The 16644-nt window shown below is 68.4% G+C and carries 16 protein-coding genes; 8 read left to right on the top strand and 8 right to left on the bottom strand.

The features are described 5' to 3' along the window. Positions 1-3: 3 nt before the first annotated feature. The gene (locus ACIHA7_RS25235) at positions 4-1047 is read right to left on the bottom strand and encodes a PrsW family intramembrane metalloprotease (protein ID WP_397293423.1); all 1044 of its coding nucleotides are present in this window, start codon (positions 1045-1047) and stop codon (positions 4-6) included. After that, entirely contained in the window at positions 1044-1586 is a 543-nt protein-coding gene (locus ACIHA7_RS25230; protein ID WP_397293422.1) for a hypothetical protein, read from the bottom strand. The genes ACIHA7_RS25235 and ACIHA7_RS25230 overlap by 4 nt, the downstream gene beginning before the upstream one ends. 246 nt (positions 1587-1832) lie before the next feature. On the opposite strand from ACIHA7_RS25230, the gene ACIHA7_RS25225 reads away from it, so the two are divergent. The 5 genes from ACIHA7_RS25225 (at position 1833) to lon (ending at position 5931) form a co-directional block, all read left to right on the top strand. Beyond that, complete coding sequence (locus ACIHA7_RS25225; protein ID WP_397293421.1) at positions 1833-2231, top strand: dihydrofolate reductase family protein; 399 nt, start codon at positions 1833-1835, stop codon at positions 2229-2231. Next, on the top strand, positions 2132-2398 hold the full coding sequence (locus ACIHA7_RS25220) for a dihydrofolate reductase family protein (RefSeq protein ID WP_397293848.1): 267 nt from the start codon (positions 2132-2134) through the stop codon (positions 2396-2398). The genes ACIHA7_RS25225 and ACIHA7_RS25220 overlap by 100 nt, the downstream gene beginning before the upstream one ends. A gap of 117 nt (positions 2399-2515) precedes the next feature. Then, positions 2516-3127: a type II toxin-antitoxin system Phd/YefM family antitoxin gene (locus ACIHA7_RS25215; protein WP_397293420.1), complete on the top strand. Its 612-nt coding sequence runs from the start codon at positions 2516-2518 to the stop codon at positions 3125-3127. A 4-nt stretch (positions 3128-3131) separates the two neighbouring features. Further along, positions 3132-3401, top strand: coding sequence for a Txe/YoeB family addiction module toxin (locus ACIHA7_RS25210; protein WP_397293419.1), 270 nt, complete (start codon positions 3132-3134; stop codon positions 3399-3401). A 169-nt stretch (positions 3402-3570) separates the two neighbouring features. Continuing rightward, positions 3571-5931 (top strand): endopeptidase La, encoded by a 2361-nt coding sequence (lon, locus tag ACIHA7_RS25205; RefSeq protein WP_397293847.1) that lies wholly within the window; start codon positions 3571-3573, stop codon positions 5929-5931. 88 nt (positions 5932-6019) lie between these two features. Here the strand turns inward: lon and ACIHA7_RS25200 are convergent, their stop codons facing one another. The 3 genes from ACIHA7_RS25200 to ACIHA7_RS25190 all read right to left on the bottom strand — a co-directional run bounded on the left by ACIHA7_RS25200 (position 6020) and on the right by ACIHA7_RS25190 (position 7740). Further along, positions 6020-6457, bottom strand: coding sequence for a PaaI family thioesterase (locus ACIHA7_RS25200; protein WP_397293418.1), 438 nt, complete (start codon positions 6455-6457; stop codon positions 6020-6022). Positions 6458-6519: 62 nt separating this feature from the next. Beyond that, the gene (locus tag ACIHA7_RS25195; protein ID WP_397293417.1) at positions 6520-7074 is read right to left on the bottom strand and encodes a TetR/AcrR family transcriptional regulator; all 555 of its coding nucleotides are present in this window, start codon (positions 7072-7074) and stop codon (positions 6520-6522) included. Positions 7075-7134: 60 nt separating this feature from the next. Further along, positions 7135-7740 (bottom strand): DUF1707 domain-containing protein, encoded by a 606-nt coding sequence (locus tag ACIHA7_RS25190; protein ID WP_397293416.1) that lies wholly within the window; start codon positions 7738-7740, stop codon positions 7135-7137. A gap of 126 nt (positions 7741-7866) precedes the next feature. Between ACIHA7_RS25190 and ACIHA7_RS25185 the strand changes: the two genes are divergently transcribed. Together ACIHA7_RS25185 and ACIHA7_RS25180 are read left to right on the top strand one after the other, a co-directional pair. After that, positions 7867-8937, top strand: coding sequence for a DNA polymerase IV (locus tag ACIHA7_RS25185; RefSeq protein ID WP_397293415.1), 1071 nt, complete (start codon positions 7867-7869; stop codon positions 8935-8937). Between the two features lie 68 nt (positions 8938-9005). After that, positions 9006-10001, top strand: coding sequence for an oxidoreductase (locus tag ACIHA7_RS25180; protein WP_397293414.1), 996 nt, complete (start codon positions 9006-9008; stop codon positions 9999-10001). Between the two features lie 67 nt (positions 10002-10068). Here ACIHA7_RS25180 and ACIHA7_RS25175 read toward each other — a convergent pair whose 3' ends face one another. Then, positions 10069-11580, bottom strand: a complete 1512-nt coding sequence (locus tag ACIHA7_RS25175) for an MFS transporter (protein ID WP_397293413.1) — start codon at positions 11578-11580, stop codon at positions 10069-10071. A gap of 125 nt (positions 11581-11705) precedes the next feature. Here ACIHA7_RS25175 and ACIHA7_RS25170 point away from each other — a divergent pair, with 125 nt between their 5' ends. Continuing rightward, positions 11706-12422 (top strand): TetR/AcrR family transcriptional regulator, encoded by a 717-nt coding sequence (locus ACIHA7_RS25170; protein ID WP_397293412.1) that lies wholly within the window; start codon positions 11706-11708, stop codon positions 12420-12422. A 17-nt stretch (positions 12423-12439) separates the two neighbouring features. Here the strand turns inward: ACIHA7_RS25170 and ACIHA7_RS25165 are convergent, their stop codons facing one another. Both ACIHA7_RS25165 and ACIHA7_RS25160 read right to left on the bottom strand, forming a co-directional pair. Next, complete coding sequence (locus tag ACIHA7_RS25165; protein WP_397293411.1) at positions 12440-13387, bottom strand: DNA-3-methyladenine glycosylase family protein; 948 nt, start codon at positions 13385-13387, stop codon at positions 12440-12442. A gap of 362 nt (positions 13388-13749) precedes the next feature. Then, positions 13750-16593 (bottom strand): FAD-binding and (Fe-S)-binding domain-containing protein, encoded by a 2844-nt coding sequence (locus ACIHA7_RS25160; RefSeq protein WP_397293410.1) that lies wholly within the window; start codon positions 16591-16593, stop codon positions 13750-13752. Between the last annotated feature and the right edge of the window lie 51 nt (positions 16594-16644).

Here is a 16644-nt window from a genome sequence, read left to right as displayed (position 1 = left end):
GCGTCATGGCACGCGGATACCGGATCGCGCGCCGGTCTCCTGAACCCAGTCGAGCAGCGTACGTTGCCTGCGCAGCAGGTCGCGACGGTTGTATCGACCGCTCAGCCGTTCGGCGTTGCGGGCCCGACGCCTGCTCTGCCGGGAGATCAAGGTGCTCAGCTCGCCGGCCGGTGCGATCCCCCTGGTCACCGCCCAGCCGACCACCGCGCGGAACCAGTGGCGTTCGGTGCGCAGCACCCAGGTGTAGACGACGGCGAAGATCAGGATGTACAGGACCGTGCGCGCCGCGATCGAGCCGACCGGGACGCTCGCCGGGCTCGGCGCGTCCCAGCCGAAATGCAGTGCGGCACCGAGCAGATAGAACTGGACCAAGACCTGTGCGCGCCGCCTGCCCGGCCAGTCCGCGCGGGCCACCGCGAGCACGATGCCGATACCCGCCAGGGCGGTGAGCATCCAGTGGGAGGTGATTCCGGTGAGCAGCCGCACGAAGCCGACCAGCATCGCGTTCGCGGGATCGTCTTGCGCCGAAAGCAATCCTGCGTTGGCCGAGTAGGTGATGTTCTCGACGACCTGGAAGCCGAGGCCGGTGCAGCCGCCGAGCAGCAGTCCATGGATCGGCCGATTCAGCAGCGGCCTGCCGAGCCACGCGACGGTGAAGACGCCGATCCCCTTGATCGCCTCCTCCACGATCGCGGCGGAGATCGGGGCCTGCCAATCCATCGCGAACGCGTCACCGGCCAGGTTCTGGATGATGCGCATGTTGTGGTCGTTGGCGAACAGGGCGATGCCTGGGCCGGCCATCGCGCCCCAGGCAAAGCCCATGACGAGCGGTGTCCTGATCCGCCGGTGCGCGCGGAGCCGATCCAAATGCAGGATCAGCCAGCCGAATACGACCAGGGTCGCCAGCGTGAACGGCAGGCCGACCAGAATGTCGCGCCAGGTCAGCGCGGCGACCGGGGCCAGCTGGAGTGCGAGGCCGACCAGGCCGAGCAGCGAGGTCAGGCAGTACACCCACCACAGGGCCGACTTCGGCTGGAGCCAGCTCATCGGCGCACCGTCAGCGAGTCGAGTACCGGTGCCAGTTCGGGCAACGTGGCGTCGTCGCCGATGAGCACCAGTGTGACCGCCAGATTGTCGTTGCCGAGAATGGCGCAGACCCCCGCCCGGTCGGTGCCGCGGCAGGTCGGCCCGCTGAAGCCGTTCGGTGTCTTGACCTCGCCGCCGTCGAAGTAGGCGTCGAAACCCTGGACGTCGAGTACTTTTCGTCGCCACTCGACGGCTTCGGGGAAGTCCGTGACACCGTCGATCACACTCACCGCGAGTCGCGAACCATCCGGCGCGATGAGCACGGCGGTCGTCTGGTCGCCCGTCGGTCTGCGGTGCCAGCCGCCTACTCCGCCGAAGGCGACGGTGTCCGGCTCCGTTCCCGGCGCGGTCAATTCGATCACACTGTCCGGGGCGACCGCGGTCTCCCTGACCGGCACGAGTGCGGCGACGACCGCGGGGATGACGAGCAGCGCCGCGACCACCGCGAGCACCAGCCCCGCCTGCTTCCAGTCGTTGCCGGTGCGGATCGGCTGGCTCATGTGCTCCCCTCGGCGTTCTCACTCGATGGCGCGCTCTAGGCGAGAAACTGCCGCCGACCAGCGGTGCAGTCGCCTCCACGGTAAGCCAGTTCGGGTCGATTCCTCGGGAACCGGGCCGTCTCGAATGCCCAGTTCGGGTAGATCCGCAGCGGACCGTAAACAATCCGTAAACCGGTCCGAGCACAGTAGGGACACACCAGCACGGCGGGTTCGCAAAAGGATTCGCCCCACGAAAGGAAGCACCTCATGCGCAAGCTCAAGCTCCAGGTCCAGACCAGCGCCGACGGCTACATGGGCGGCCCGAACGGCGAAATGGACTGGATGACCTTCCCCTGGACCGACGACGTCGGCGCCTACATCAACAACCTGATGGCCTCGGTCGACACCATCGTCCTCGGCCGCAACCTCGCCGAGGGTTTCATCCCGGTCTGGGCCAACCGCACCGAGGCCGACGGCGAGGACCAGGAAACCATCGACTGGATGAACAACACCCCCAAGATCGTCTTCTCCAACACCCTCACCGAATCCCCTGGCCCAACGCCACCATCGCCAACGGTGACCTCACCAAAACCGTCACCGACCTCAAGAACCAGCCCGGCGGCGACCTCATCGTCTACGGCGGCGCCACCCTCGCCGCCGCCCTGATCGCCGCCGAACTCATCGACGAACTCCACCTCTTCGTCAACCCCACCGCCATCGGCACCGGCCTCCCCGTCTTCGCCCCCGGTACCTACCAACCCCTCCGAACCGTCGCCGCTACCCCCTTCGAGTGCGGTATCACCGCGCTCCACTACGCCCCGAAGGGTGCCTGAGAGCAGGGGACAGCGACGGACCCTGGCAGCGAAGTTTCGGCCGCCGTCATAAGTAGTACGACATGTTGTACGAAAAGGATGTACGATATGTCGTACGACTTTGAAGGGGGATTGCCGATGTCAGCACTACCGATCTCGACCGTTCGTCAGGACCTGTTCGGGCTGGTGAAGAAGGTCAATGAAGACCACGATCAAGTGACCGTGGTTACCAAGACCGGTGAGAACGCCGTGCTCATGGCCGAGTCTGATTGGAACTCGATCATGGAGACGTTGTACGTGCTCCAGACCCACGGCGGTGCGCAACTGCTGGCCTCGGCCCGAGACGCACGCGAAGGGCACACGGAGGCTCATGCCCTCATCGACCCGGACGAGGAGACCTCGGCCGAACGGCCGACTCGGGCTTTCACGCTGCGCCGCGGTGACGTGGTCTGGGTGGTCGAGCCCAAGGCGTTCCGCGACGAACCGGAAGCCGACGACGTTCCGACCGAACTTCATGCCGAGGGAGCGCAGCGATACGCGGTCGCGCCCGCCGCGAAGCTGTGGGCACTCGCTGAGAAGTTCTGGGGTGACAACGCAGGGCGCACCGATTCCGCAGATCGCTTCAAGCGCTTTATGGACGAGTTGGATCGCGTCGCCGCGTCAGACGAATTGGTGTCGGTGTGGGTAGCCGAGCCGGACGGCACGACCACGAGCCATCGGTCCGCGCATCCACGCCGACGGAAGGCCTGATGGCGTGCCCGATCGAAAGCTGACATTCACCGCTCAGGGGTGGCGTAGCTATGCATCCTGGCTGGCCAGGGATCGCGCGGTACTGAAGGCGGCGAACAAGATGATCAACGCCGTGCTTGCCGATCCGTTCGCCGGGATCGGCAAACCCGAGCCGCTGCGGCATCAGCTCGCCGGGCACTGGTCGCGCCGGATCAGCCAGGAGCACCGGTTGGTCTACTACGTCAGCGATACCGAGATTGTCGTTGTGCAGGTGGGAAGCCACTACGACGACTAACGGTCGTGGAGTAGTTCTTCGCCCAGAGCGAACGTGGGAAAAGTTCGGAACAAAGTGGTGGGGGGTGGGGTTGAGTTGGTATCGCTCAACTTTTGGAAGGGTCGAACACGTGACTACACCACAGAACCTGCCGGTGCTGTTCCTGACCGATCCGATCGTGCTGCCGGGCATGGTCGTGCCCATCGAACTGGACGAATCGGCGCAGGCCGCCATCGACGCCGCGCGCGCCGCCAAGACCGATGCCGTGCTGCTCGCGCCGCGGCTGACCGAGGGCTACGCCTCTTACGGCGTGGTCGCCACCATCGAACAGGTCGGCCGGATGCGCGGTGGCGCGCCCGCTGCCGTGTTGAAGGCCGAACGGCGGGCCAAGATCGGGCACGGGGTGACCGGGCCGGGTGCCGCGCTGTGGGTCGAGGCGGAACCGGTCGAGGTGCCCACCCCGGACGGCCGGACGAAAGAGCTGGCCGCCGAGTACAAGAAGCTGGTCGTCTCGGTGCTGCAGCGGCGCGAGGCCTGGCAGATCATCGACGCGGTCAATCAGCTGAGTGACCCGTCGGCGATCGCCGACACCGCGGGCTACGCGCCGTACCTGACCGACGATCAGAAGCGTGAACTGCTCGAAACCCCCGATGTCACACAGCGTTTGAAGACGCTGATCGAGTGGACCAAGGCCCACATCGCCGAGGCCGAGGTCACCGAGAAGATCAGCGACGACGTGCGCGAGGGTTTGGAGAAGAGCCAGCGCGAGTTCCTGCTGCGCCAGCAGCTCAACGCGATCCGCAAGGAGCTCGGCGAGGACGAGCCGGACGGCGCCGACGACTACCGCACCAGGGTCGAGCAGGCCGACCTGCCGGACAATGTCCGCGCCGAGGCCCTGCGCGAGGTCGGCAGGCTGGAGCGCGCCAGCGACCAGAGCCCGGAGTCCGGTTGGATCCGGACCTGGCTCGACACCGTGCTCGAGTTGCCGTGGACGGTGCGCACCACCGACAGCACCGACGTCTCGACCGCCCGCGCGGTGCTGGACGCCGATCACCACGGCCTGGACGAGGTCAAGGACCGGATGGTCGAGTACCTGGCCGTGCGTTCCCGGCGCGCCGCACGTGGACTGGAGGTCGTCGGCGGACGCGGCTCCGGCGCGGTGCTCGCGCTGGTCGGCCCGCCCGGCGTCGGCAAGACCTCGCTCGGGGAATCCGTGGCCCGCGCGATGGGTCGCAAGTTCGTCCGGGTCGCCCTCGGCGGCGTGCGCGACGAGGCCGAGATCCGTGGCCACCGGCGCACCTATGTCGGCGCGCTGCCCGGCCGGATCGTCCGCGCCATCAAGGAGGCGGGTTCGATGAACCCCGTTGTCCTGCTGGACGAGATCGACAAGGTGGGCTCGGACTTCCGGGGCGACCCGGCTGCCGCGCTGCTCGAGGTGCTGGATCCGGCGCAGAACCACACGTTCCGCGATCACTACCTCGACCTGGATCTCGACCTGTCCGACGTGCTGTTCATCGCCACCGCCAACGTCATGGAGACCATTCCCGGCCCGCTGCTGGACCGGATGGAGCTGATCACGGTGGACGGCTACACCGAGGACGACAAGGTCGACATCGCCCGCGACTTCCTGGTGCCGAGGCAGCTGGAGCGCAACGCGCTGACCACCGACGAGGTGACCGTCACCGACGCGGCGCTGCGCGAGATCGCCGCCAACTACACCCGGGAAGCCGGGGTGCGGCAGATGGAACGGTTGATCGCCAAGGCGTTGCGTAAGGCCGCGACGCGCCTGTCCGAGGTCGGCACCGACTCGGGCACAGCCGAGCTGGGTTACGACGCCGAACTGGGCTACGACGCACTGGTGCAGTCCGACAGTCCGGCGAAGCAGGCGCTGTTGATCGACCTGGACGATCTGAAGGAGTACCTGGGCCGTCCGCGGTTCACCCCGGACTCGGTGGAACGCACTGCGGTGCCGGGTGTGGCGACCGGACTCGCGGTCACCGGTCTCGGCGGCGACGTCCTCTACATCGAGGCCAACGCCGCGGAGGGCGAACGCTCGCTGACCCTGACCGGCCAGCTCGGCGACGTGATGAAGGAGTCCGCGCAGATCGCGCTGACCTACGTGCGCTCACACCTGGAAGAGATCGGCATCGAGCCCTCGGTGCTGGATCGCAATATCCACGTGCACTTCCCGGCGGGCGCGGTCCCCAAGGACGGGCCGTCGGCGGGTGTCACCATGGTCACCGCCTTGGTGTCGCTGGCGCTCGGCAGGCAGGTGCGCGCCGATGTCGGCATGACCGGTGAGGTCACGCTGAACGGGCGGGTGCTGCCGATCGGCGGCGTCAAGCAGAAGCTGCTCGCCGCGCAGCGGGCCGGCCTGAAGACGGTGTTCATCCCGGCCCGCAACGAGCCGGACCTGGACGACGTCCCGGCCGAAGTGCTTGCCGCACTGGATGTCCGCCCCGTCGCTGACGTGGCCGACATCCTGGCCTACGCCATCGAGCCGGTCGCCGAACCGGCCTTGGACGGGCGGGCCTTCGCGGCCACCGCCTGACGGCGAAAAGGAAGGGCCGGGTACCTCACGAGGTACCCGGCCCTTTCCTATGCGGTGCAGGGCCGTTCGATTGCCTCGCGGTGAGTTGTCAGGTGTTGCTCACCAGTTCGCGCTCGACCGACCGTGTGGTGCCCTGCGCGACCGCGCACAGCACCGGCTCGGTGTCGGCATCCTCGGCGAAGATCTCGCAGCGGACCACGGCTTGGCGGCGGGTGGCGTCGGTGACGGTGGCGACGGCCCGTAGCCGCAGGCCGGCGGCGGGGCGCAGGTAGGTGATGGTGAAGCCGCCGGTCAGCACGTTGGGGCCGAGGGCGGTGCCCGCGGCGAAGGTGAGCGCGTTGTCGGCCGCGTAGGACAGCACGCCGCCGTGCACGAAGCCGAACTGCTGGCCGAGTTCGGGGCGGATGGGGATCACCAGAGTGACGGTGCCGTCGCCGAATTCGGCGATCTCGGTGCCGACCAGCTCGGCGAAGGGTTGTGCGGCGAGGACCTTCTTGGCGAGGTCGATATCGATGGTCGCGGTCATCAGCTGTCCTTCGTTCACGTGTCGGGGCGCGATAGTCGTTGGGGCGAAGCGGTTTTCAACGGTCAGGGGGTTCGCAATGCGAGCCACGCCGCGTCGGCGAGGTCGTCCGCGACGTCGGTCGGCGCGACGAGCATGTCGCCGCCGAGCCACTGTCGGCTGTATTCCTGCGCGGGCCCGAGCCACAGCGCGTAGACCAGATCGAACGACAGATCGCGCACCGCCCCGTATCCGGCGTGCGTGCGCCACCAGCGCAGGACATTGCGCAGGAACTCGCGATTGCTGTCACTTTCCCGCACCCCCGGCGGCCGGGCAGAGGTGAGAACTTTTGCCCGGTATTGGTTCTCGGCCACCCAGCGCAGGTGTTCCCGTACCCCCGCCGTGATCCCCGCCCTGGCATCGGCGCTGTCGCCGACCGCCGCCCAGAAGTGCTGCTGGTAGTCGACGAGCGCGTTGGCCCACACCTGCCGATACAGGTCCGCCTTGTCCGGAAAGTGGTGGTAGAGAGCGCCGACGCTGGCACCCGCCGCGTCGCGGATCTGGGCCAGTGTCGCCTCCAGCGCCCCCTGCTCCGCGAACTGGCGCTCGGCCGCTAACAGCAACCGATCTCGAATCTTCATAACCAGAATTTAGTTCTGTTTTTCGGACCGCGCAATGGCCCGATCGGCAATACGGTCGAGTCAGGCCGGGCGCGGCTTACCCAGCAACCAGGCCAGGAAGGTGCGGCGGGGTCGCCGCGGATAGCGCGCGAGGAGCGTGCCGGAACCGACCCGACCATCCACCCGCAACAGCGGCGCGCCGGGCCGAACCGACTCGGTGACCTTGCTGCGCACATCACCGCTCTTGGCCCGCACCCGGTCCACGTCGACCATCCACCCACGCGGCACGATCAGTTCGAGGGTGCCGGAGCCGACCGACGCGTGCAGCGCCACCTCGCGATGCGGGCAGAAGGCCTGGGTGAAGTCGATGGCGATGGTGCCGGAGCTGCACTCGGCGGTGATCTCGGCGGGCACGATCCACTGCCCGCCCTTCTTGCGCGTCCCGCTGCCGACACTGAGCTCGATCGGTTCGCGGGCCGCCGCGGTCGCGGGCAGATCCGCCGTGACGGCCACCAGCTCATCGGTGGTCCGCGCCGAGTAGACGGTGACGAGTCGCCGATCCAGCTCCAGCAGATCCAGCCGACCCTCCTCGACCGCGAGGTGCAGCTGCCGAGCGGCGATCTCCCGGTCGGCGTGGCCGACGCGAACCTCGGGCAGCGCGGTGGGCTCGTCCTGCGGATCGGTCATAGGAGTGCTCCCCCTTTGGTGGTTCTCCCCGAATCGTACGGCCTGGTGGCGCGCGAGACGCCGCCGTCAACGCCGATCGGGCCGGAAGTCCGGCTGTCTGTCACCCCCGTGCGGTAAGACGGACATATGGCCAGGTGGCTGCTGCATGTCGATCTCGATCAGTTCCAGGCAGCGGTGGAGTTCCGCAGGCACCCGGAGCTGCGCGGCCTGCCGGTCATCGTCGGCGGCAACGGCGATCCCGCCGAGCCGCGCAAGGTGGTGACCTGCGCGTCCTATCCGGCGCGCGCGTTCGGCGTGCGGGCCGGGATGGCGCTGCGCAGCGCCCAGCGCAAGTGTCCGGAGGGCGTGTTCCTGCCGTTGGACATGGCCAGCTACGAGGAGGCGTCGGAGGAGGTCATGTCGCTGCTGCGGACCTTTCCCGGCCGCGTCGAGGTGTGGGGCTGGGACGAGGCCTTCCTCGCCACCGACACCGCCGAGCCCGAGGCCCTCGCCCGCGAAATCCGCAGTGCCATCGAGCAATTGGAGCTGACCTGCGCGATCGGTATCGGCGACAACAAGCTCACCGCCAAACTGGCCACCGGCTTCGCCAAATCGACGGGCAAGTCCGCCGCCGGACCGGCCACCGACCCGGGCGCGGCCGCAGGCATTTTCCGCCTCACCGCCGCGAACTGGACCGAGGTCATGGCGCACCGCCCGACGAATGCCCTGTGGGGCATCGGCACTCGGATCGCCGCCCGGCTCGCCGACCTCGGCATCCACACCGTCGCCGACCTGATGGCCGCCGACCGGCAGCGCCTCGCCGCCGAATTCGGCCCGACCACCGGCCCTTACCTCTGGGTCCTCGGCCACGGCAAAGGCGACACCGATGTCACCACCGAGCCAAGAGTCCCGGTGGGTCGCAGCAAATCCGAGACCTTCCCCCGCGACCTCACCGACCCCGCCGAGATCCGCGCCCAGGTAGCCCGCCTCGCCACCGAGGTGGCCGAGGAGATGGCCGAAGCGGGCCGCGTCGGCACCCGGGTCTCGGTCACCGTCCGCACCAACACCTTCTACACCCGCAGCAAGCAGGCGAAACTCCCCACGCCCACCATCGACCCCGCCGAGATCACCGACACCGCCCTGCGCATCATCGACCGCTTCCCGCTCGACCGCCCGATCCGCCTGCTCGGCGTCCGCCTCGAACTCGTGCCGGAGTAGCTCGTCGGCTCCCGGCGCGGACGCACGGGAGCCGCGCGGACGCGGGCCGACGCTCGTATGCTCGTCGCATGGAGTTCTGGGCGATGGTGGCGCATGAAGCGGACAGCGGGATCGTGCTGACCAAGCAGGAGGTCGGGGAGGATTTCCTCGGCCCCGGTGAGGTGACGATCAAGGTGCATTTCTCCAGCGCGAACTATAAGGACGGGCTGGCGATCACGCCCGGTGGCGGGGTGGTGCGCAAGTATCCGATCATCCCCGGCATCGACATCACCGGCGAGGTGGTGTCCTCCGAGGACGACGATTTCGCGCCGGGCGACCTGGTGGTGGCGCACGGTTACGACATCGGCGTCTCCCACAACGGCGGGTTCGCCGAGTACGCCAGGGTCCCCGCCGATTGGGTGGTGAAGCTCGACGGCCTGAGTCCGCGCGACGCCGCCGCGCTCGGCACCGCGGGCTTCACCGCCGGTCTGAGCGTGCAGGCGCTGCTCGATCACGGCATCACCCCGGAGACGGGCGCGGTGCTGGTCACCGGCGCGACCGGCGGCGTCGGTAGCGTGAGCATCGACATCCTGTCCGGCCTCGGCTACGAGATCATCGCCTCCACCGGCAAGACCGACGCGGGTGAACTGCTCGCCGAGATCGGCGCCAACGAGGTGATCGGCCGGCTGCCCGAGGACCCCGACGCGAAGCCGCGACCGCTGAACAAGGCCCGCTGGGCGGCCGCGATCGACAGCGTCGGCGGCAAGTCGCTCGCCTACGTGCTCAGCGCCACCGGTTACGGCGGCGCGGTCGCGGTCAGCGGGCTGACCGGCGGATCGGGTCTGCCCACCACGGTGCTGCCGTTCATCCTGCGCGGTGTCAGCCTGCTCGGCATCGACTCCGTCTTCCTGCCGATCGAGCAGCGCCGCGAGCTGTGGGGCCGTCTCGCGAACGAGCTGCGTCCGCAACACCTTTCGTCGCTCACCCACTTCGCCGCCATCACCGACGCCACCGAGGTGCTGCACGCCATTCAGCACGGCGGGCACAGCGGGCGAACCGTGTTCAACGTCCTCGGCGAATTCTGAACGGATAGAACGCAATTCATGCGAAAAGACCGGTTCGACGAGTAGTCGAGCCGGTCTTTTCGTTGTCCTACTCGACGAGTGCGGCCTCGTCCAACGCCTCCACCGTGGCGTTCTTCTTGTTGCGCATGACGACCAGCGCAATGACCGCGCCGGCCAGGATGCCCGCACCACCCGCCAGGAAGCTGACCGACATGGCGTCGCTGAACGCCTCCCGCGCGGTGCCGAACAAGGCGGTGTCGCCGGTGCGCGCGGCCAGCGCCAGCGCGTCACCGATCGAATGCCTGGCGGCCTCGGGTACCGAGTCCGGCATGGCGCTGGTGTAGGTGCTGGACAGGATGCTGCCGAGCACCGCGATGCCGAGCGCGGCACCCGCCTGCTGAATTGTGTCGTTCAGCGCGGACCCGACCCCGGCCTGCTCCTGCGGCACCGCGCCCATCAGTGCGGCGATGGCGGCGGGCTGCGCCAATCCCGCACCGGCGCCGAGGATCACGAGGGCCAGTGCGAGCATCCCGAAACCGCTGTCCGCCGACAGGCCGGCCAGCAGGCCGAGGCCGACCGCGGAGACGAGCATGCCGGTGACGGCGAGTGTCCGGTTGCCGACCTTGCTGCCGAGACTCGCGCCGAGTCCGTTGAACGCGATGGAGGCCACCATCATCGGAATGAAGGCCAGCCCGGCCTTGGTCGGCGAGTAGCCGAGCACGAACTGCAGGTACTGGGTGAGCACAAGCAGCAGACCACCGTTGGCGACCTGGACCAGGGTCAGCGACAGGCTGCCGCCGGTGAAGTCACGGTTGCGGAAGAGGTCGAGCGGGACCATCGGGTGCTCGACGCGCTTCTCCCACACGATGAATGCGGCCAGGCTGACGATCGCGATGGCCAGCGTGCTCAGCGTGGAGGCGTGATCGAAACCGCCCTTGGGGAATTCGATGATGGTCCATACCAGCGCGGTCATGCCGACCATGGACAGCACCGCACCGGGCACGTCGGGCGCGGTCCACGGCCCCTTGGACTCCGGCATCAGCACCACCGCGGCGATGATGGCCACGATCGCTACCGGAATGTTGATCAAAAACGCGGCGCCCCACCAGAAGTGCGCGATCAGCACGCCGCCGAGCACCGGCCCGCCGACCAGTCCGAGTACCGAGGCGGCGCTCCAGAAGCTCATCGCCTTGCGGCGCTCCGCATCGTCGAACACGGTGATCAGGATCGACAACGTGCTCGGAAGTACCAGTGCGCCACCGACACCCATGACGGTGCGGGCCACGATCATCTCGATCGGACTCGACGCCAGCGTCGCGCCGAGTGAGGCAAGTCCGAACAAGACAAGGCCGATGATCATCACCCGGCGCCTGCCGAACCGGTCGGCCAGGCTGCCCGAGGTGAGCAGCAGGCCGGCGAAGACCAGGATGTAGGAGTCCAGGATCCACTGGATGTCCTGTGCGCTCGCATTCAGGTCCTCGGCCAGCGGCGGCACCGCGACGGCCAGCACGAAATTGTCGATGACCAGGACCAGCGTGCTGAGGCACAGCACGACCAGAATCCACCAGCGCTTCGGATTGCGGGTCTCGATCGGATTCATCGGAAGCTCTCTTCTCACGGCGTTGCGTACAACGTTCTGCTGTTGCGAACAATGTACGCACAACGTTCTTGCGTTCGCAAGAGCGAACATCGTGCGCTAGGCTGGGGGCAACGGAAGGAGTCGACGTGGCCGTCGAGAAACAGCAGGTCGGATCGGTGTGGACCCGTCCACGCAAGGGCAGGGAGCAGCCGGCCCTGACCAGGGAACAGATCGTGGCCGAGGCGGTCGCCCTGCTGGACGCCGAGGGTATGGAGGCACTCACCATGCGTCAGCTCGGGGCGCGGTTGAACGCCGGTGCCACCTCGCTGTACCGGCACGTCGCCAATCGTGACGAGCTCATCGAACTGGTCGTCGACGAGGTCTACGGCGAGATCAGGGTCCCCGAGATCACCGACCCGACGGCATGGCGCGCGGCCACCGAGGAGGTGGCGCAAAGCCTGCGCGGAATGATCCTGCGGCATCCGTGGATGGCGTCGACGCTCGGCCAGGTGGGGCTGTCTTACCTCGGCCCGAATGTCATGCGGCTCAACGACGGCCTGGTCGGACTGTTCGAGGTGGGCGGGTTTCCGTCGGCGGAGACCGACGAGGCGCTCAGCGCGGTGACGAGCTACGTCGTCGGGATGGGCATCAGCGAGGCGGCCTGGCTGGCGCTACTCGTCCGTTCCGGGCAGACGGAGCAGGAGTTCGTCGCCGCGCTGCGACCCGCGGCCGAGGCGGCGGCCAGGAACTATCCCCGGACGCAGCAGGAGAATTGGGACGCGGACCCACGCGAGCGCCGCGATCGCAAGTTCCGCTACGGCTTGGACCGCCTGCTGGACGGGCTCGACGCCCGCCGCGGCTGAAAACGAGCGCGACTCGCTCAGTGCCAGGTGTGATCGGTGAGCGGCGTGCGCGGTCCGAACTTCGGCTTGTGCGCCTGGCCGCTGATCTCCAGCAGCCGGACCGCCCGATACCGGTGTGGCCGAAGCGGTTCCAGGTACTCGACCATCGTGTCGTCGTCGATCGGGTGGCCGAGCAGCGTCCAGCCGATGATGGCCGCGAGGTGGAAGTCGCCGACCGACAGCGCGTCCGCGTCACCGAACGCGCGCTGTGCGGTCTCGGCGGCGGTCCACGCACCGATCCCGCCGATCGTCCGGAGTCTGCGGGCGGCCTCGGCCGGGTCGACACCCGCCGCGCGCTCCAGTGAGCTCGCCACCCGCGCGGCCCGCACGATCGTCTGCGCCCGCTGCGGACCGACATTGGCCCGATGGAAAGCCCAGGACGGCACCCGCCGCCAGGTATCGGCATCGGGCGGCAGTCGCAGGCCCTCCGGCGCCGGCCCCGGCGCCGGATCGCCGAACTGCCGCACCAGCTTTCGCCACGAACCGCGCGCCGAGATGGTGTGCACCTTCTGCTCCAGCACCGCGGGAACCAGCGCCTCGAACACCAGGCCGGTGCGCAGCATCCGTAACCCGGGGAACCGGCGATGCGCCTCGACCAGCTTCGGATGGTCCGGGACGAAGCCGTCCAGGTCCTCGTCCAGGCACAGCATGTGGTCGAGCCCGTCGAGGAACTCCTCGGCACCGGGCCCCCAGGCGTTGCCCTGCACCGCGCACGGCCCCGCCTGGGTCAACCGGTAGGTGACCGGGCCGGACGACATGCGGGAGGCGTGCCAGTGCGCGCCGTCGCGGGTGGTCTGGTGGCACGGATCGCCCGCGCCGCGGCGCAGCGGCGCGATCGTGCACGCCAGGTCGATCGGGCGGTCGGACGTCACGGTTCTGGTCAGACCGGTCGGATCACCTACCGGCTCGACCATCGCGTTACGCATCGGCTCATTCTGCCCGATGGCATCGGGTGGAATGCGGGCCAGTCCACGGTCGGTCGAGAAGTTCCTCGCGGACAACGGAATTCACCGCTATTCGATACCGAATGCGCATGACCGCAGGTCCCCGGTATTTTGTAACACGAAGAATGGACGTGGCGATATTGGTTCCGATCGGCAAACAGCTGGCAGTCGCCACATGGAGGTATCGAATGATCACCAACTTGCTCAACTGGTTGCTCGCCGCCTGGGGCGGTGTCTCCGCAGGTAGTTCGGGTTATCAAATTCCACCTGGCACGCTGCCTTTCGGTAGCTGACCCGGCAGGCGCACTCGCCGGGACCGCGCGCCCGGCGAGTGCGCCAAAGTCTCACTGCTCCAATAGGAATTGGGCCAGATGGCGGCTCCGGCGACCTGCCAATTGCGCCGCTTGAGTGCGGCAGGAGAAGCCGTCCGCCAGAAAAACGGTGGTCTCCTCGGCGGCCCGCAGCGCGGGCAGCAGACCGTGCTCGGCCACCGCAACCGAAATGTCGTAATGGTCGAGCTGCATTCCGAAGTTTCCCGCGAGACCGCAACATCCGGTGACTTCAGTCACATTCATTCCTATTGTGGCTAACAACTGGCGATCGGCTGCAAAGCCGAGCGTCGCATGATGGTGACAATGCGGCTGAACTACCACCGATCGTCCGGCCAATTGCGGTGGCCGCCAGTCCGGTTGTTCGCTCAGGAACTCCGCAAGCGTGCGCACGGCCTGCGCCGTCGCCGCCGCACGCGGATCCTCCGGAAGCAGTTCGGGCAGATCAGACCGCAGCACCGCGGTGCAGGACGGCTCCAGTCCGACCACGATGCCGCCGGCGCGCACGTGCTCGGCCAGCGCGTCCAGCGTGCCGCGCAGCCGCGCACGGGCACCGTCGAGCTGACCGGTGCTGATCCAGGTGAGTCCGCAGCACACGCGGCGTGCGGGAATGCGCACCCGATAGCCGAGCGACTGCACCAATTGCGCTGCCGCCAGGGCTATCTCGGGGTCGAAGGCGTCGGTGAAGGTGTCGATCCACAGCATCACCTCGGGCCGGTCGGCTCCCGGACGCTGGGTCTCGGTCGTCTCAACGGTGCCCCTCGGTTGATGCGGCCGCACCTGCGGTGGAACTACGCCGCCGAGGTCTCGCCACATCCGGCGAAAGCTGCGGTCCGCGAGTCGCGGCACCTCGCGGCGCGGATCAATACCCGCCGCACGCAATCCGATTCGGCGTAACACCGAGACATCCGCCAGCGCGTTGGCCGCGCGCGGCAGCCGGGTCGCCACCGCCAGCCAGCGCGGCAACCAGCCGAGCGAGTAGTGATCGAGCGGTCGCGGACGGTGCCGGTATCGGCGATACAACGCCTCGGCCTTGTAGGTGGCGACATCGACGCCGGCCGGGCAGTCGGAACGACATGCCTTGCAGGACAGGCACAGCTCGAGCGACTCCGCGACGGCGGCCGACGACCACGGCAGCGCGCCACGAGCCACCTCCTGCAACACCCTGGCCCGGCCGCGGGTGCTGTCCTTCTCGTCCCTGGTGGCCAGATAGGACGGGCACATGAAACCACCGGCGGCGCTGGTATCGGCACGACACTTGCCGACGCCGACACAGCGGTGCACCGCCGTACTCAGATCACCGTTGTCGTGCGGAAAGGCGAAGCCGCCCGCCGCTGGTAGCAGCGGCAATCCGGCCAGCCGCAGGTCGGCGTCGATCGGTCGCGGTGCGACGAGCACCCCGGCGTTCAGCACCTCCTTCGGATCGAAAAGCGCCTTGTACCCGGCGAATACGTCCAGCACTGGCCGGGAGTACATGAGCGCGAGCAACTCCGAGCGAGCCCGCCCGTCCCCGTGCTCACCGGAGAGCGAACCACCGTGCCGCACAACCAGTTCCGCCGCATCGAACAGGAAGCGCCGAAACCGTTGCGGCGCATCGGCGATCGGCAGATCGAGCCGTACATGGATACAGCCGTCACCGATGTGGCCGTACAGCAAGCCGTCCACGCCGTGTGCGCGCGTCAGGTCGGCGAAGTCGCGCAGATAAGCGCCGAGCCGTTCCGGCGGCACCGCCGCGTCCTCCCAGCCCGGCCAGGCAGGCTGCCCGTCCGGCGTGCGCCCGGCCAGGCCTGCGCCGTCCGCGCGGATATGCCAGAGTGCCGCCGCGGCAGCGGGATCGGTGACAATGCGGGAGTCGAGCGCGTCGACCGACCGGCGCAGCTGTGCGGCGCCTGCCAGCGCCTCGGCGGGTGTGTCGCCGGTGGTCTCCACGAACAGCCAGCCACCGCCGCGCGGCAGTTCGGGCACGGTGCCGCGATGGGCACGGACCGCATCGACCAGTCGCGCGTCGATACCCTCGACCGCAGTGGGCTTGCATGCCATTACCGCGGCCACATCGTCGGCGGCGGTGGCGATGTCGGGGTAGCCGAGCACCGTCAATACGGCGGCCTTCGGGAGCGGAACCAGGTCGACGGTCGCGTCGAGCAGCAGACCGCAGGTGCCCTCGGACCCGACGAACGCCTTCGCCACCGACGAACCACGTTCGGGCAGCAGATGTTCCAGCCCGTAACCGGAGGCCTGGCGTTCGAAACGACCCAGGTCGGTGCGCAGCACCGCGAGATGCGCCCGGGTGAACTCGGCGAGCCCCGGCAACACCGACAGGTCGTGCGCGAGGGTCCGCTCGACACCCGTGCCGTCGAGAATCCGCAGTTCCCGCACCGTGTCCGAGGTGCGACCCCAGGCGACCGCGCGCGGGCCGCAGGCATTGTTGCCGATCATGCCGCCCAGGGTGCACCGGTTCTGCGTCGACGGATCCGGCCCGAACCGCAGCCCATGGGGCCGGGCCGCCTTCTGCAGTTCCGACAGCACGACACCGGGTTGCACCCGGGCCACCCTGGCCTGCGCATCCAGTTCCAGGATGGCGTTCATGTGCCTGCTGAAGTCCAGGACCAGTCCCGGCCCGATCGCATTGCCCGCGACCGACGTCCCGCCCCCGCGCGCGGTCACCGACAGTCCGTTGTTCTCGGCGAACTCCAGCGCGACGGCCACGTCCTGGTCGGTGCGCGGAAAAACGACGGCTCGTGGCGGCACCCGGTAGTTGGACGCGTCCGAGGAGTACTCCGCCCGCCGGCGTTCGGACGCGTCGACCTCACCGCTGAGCCTGCTCCCCAGCGCCGCTACCACTCGGTCCTTGGTCACCACGCCAGCCTAGGCGCGGCTCGATCCCCGACTGCTCCGGAATGACCGGGTACG

This window comes from Nocardia sp. NPDC052316, from assembly GCF_044547795.1.
Classification (GTDB): domain Bacteria; phylum Actinomycetota; class Actinomycetes; order Mycobacteriales; family Mycobacteriaceae; genus Nocardia.
This window is presented reverse-complemented; position numbering and strand designations above follow the sequence as displayed.

Excerpts from the sequence above, each read along its gene's own strand:
- ACIHA7_RS25235 (WP_397293423.1), bottom strand. The coding sequence starts at position 1,047 with ATGAGCTGGCTCCAGCCGAAGTCGGCCCTGTGGTGGGTGTACTGCCTG.
- ACIHA7_RS25230 (WP_397293422.1), bottom strand. The coding sequence starts at position 1,586 with ATGAGCCAGCCGATCCGCACCGGCAACGACTGGAAGCAGGCGGGGCTG.
- ACIHA7_RS25225 (WP_397293421.1), top strand. The coding sequence starts at position 1,833 with ATGCGCAAGCTCAAGCTCCAGGTCCAGACCAGCGCCGACGGCTACATG.
- ACIHA7_RS25215 (WP_397293420.1), top strand. The coding sequence starts at position 2,516 with ATGTCAGCACTACCGATCTCGACCGTTCGTCAGGACCTGTTCGGGCTG.
- lon (WP_397293847.1), top strand. The coding sequence starts at position 3,571 with ATGGTCGTGCCCATCGAACTGGACGAATCGGCGCAGGCCGCCATCGAC.
- ACIHA7_RS25200 (WP_397293418.1), bottom strand. The coding sequence starts at position 6,457 with ATGACCGCGACCATCGATATCGACCTCGCCAAGAAGGTCCTCGCCGCA.
- ACIHA7_RS25195 (WP_397293417.1), bottom strand. The coding sequence starts at position 7,074 with ATGAAGATTCGAGATCGGTTGCTGTTAGCGGCCGAGCGCCAGTTCGCG.
- ACIHA7_RS25190 (WP_397293416.1), bottom strand. The coding sequence starts at position 7,740 with ATGACCGATCCGCAGGACGAGCCCACCGCGCTGCCCGAGGTTCGCGTC.
- ACIHA7_RS25185 (WP_397293415.1), top strand. The coding sequence starts at position 7,867 with ATGGCCAGGTGGCTGCTGCATGTCGATCTCGATCAGTTCCAGGCAGCG.
- ACIHA7_RS25180 (WP_397293414.1), top strand. The coding sequence starts at position 9,006 with ATGGAGTTCTGGGCGATGGTGGCGCATGAAGCGGACAGCGGGATCGTG.
- ACIHA7_RS25175 (WP_397293413.1), bottom strand. The coding sequence starts at position 11,580 with ATGAATCCGATCGAGACCCGCAATCCGAAGCGCTGGTGGATTCTGGTC.
- ACIHA7_RS25165 (WP_397293411.1), bottom strand. The coding sequence starts at position 13,387 with ATGCGTAACGCGATGGTCGAGCCGGTAGGTGATCCGACCGGTCTGACC.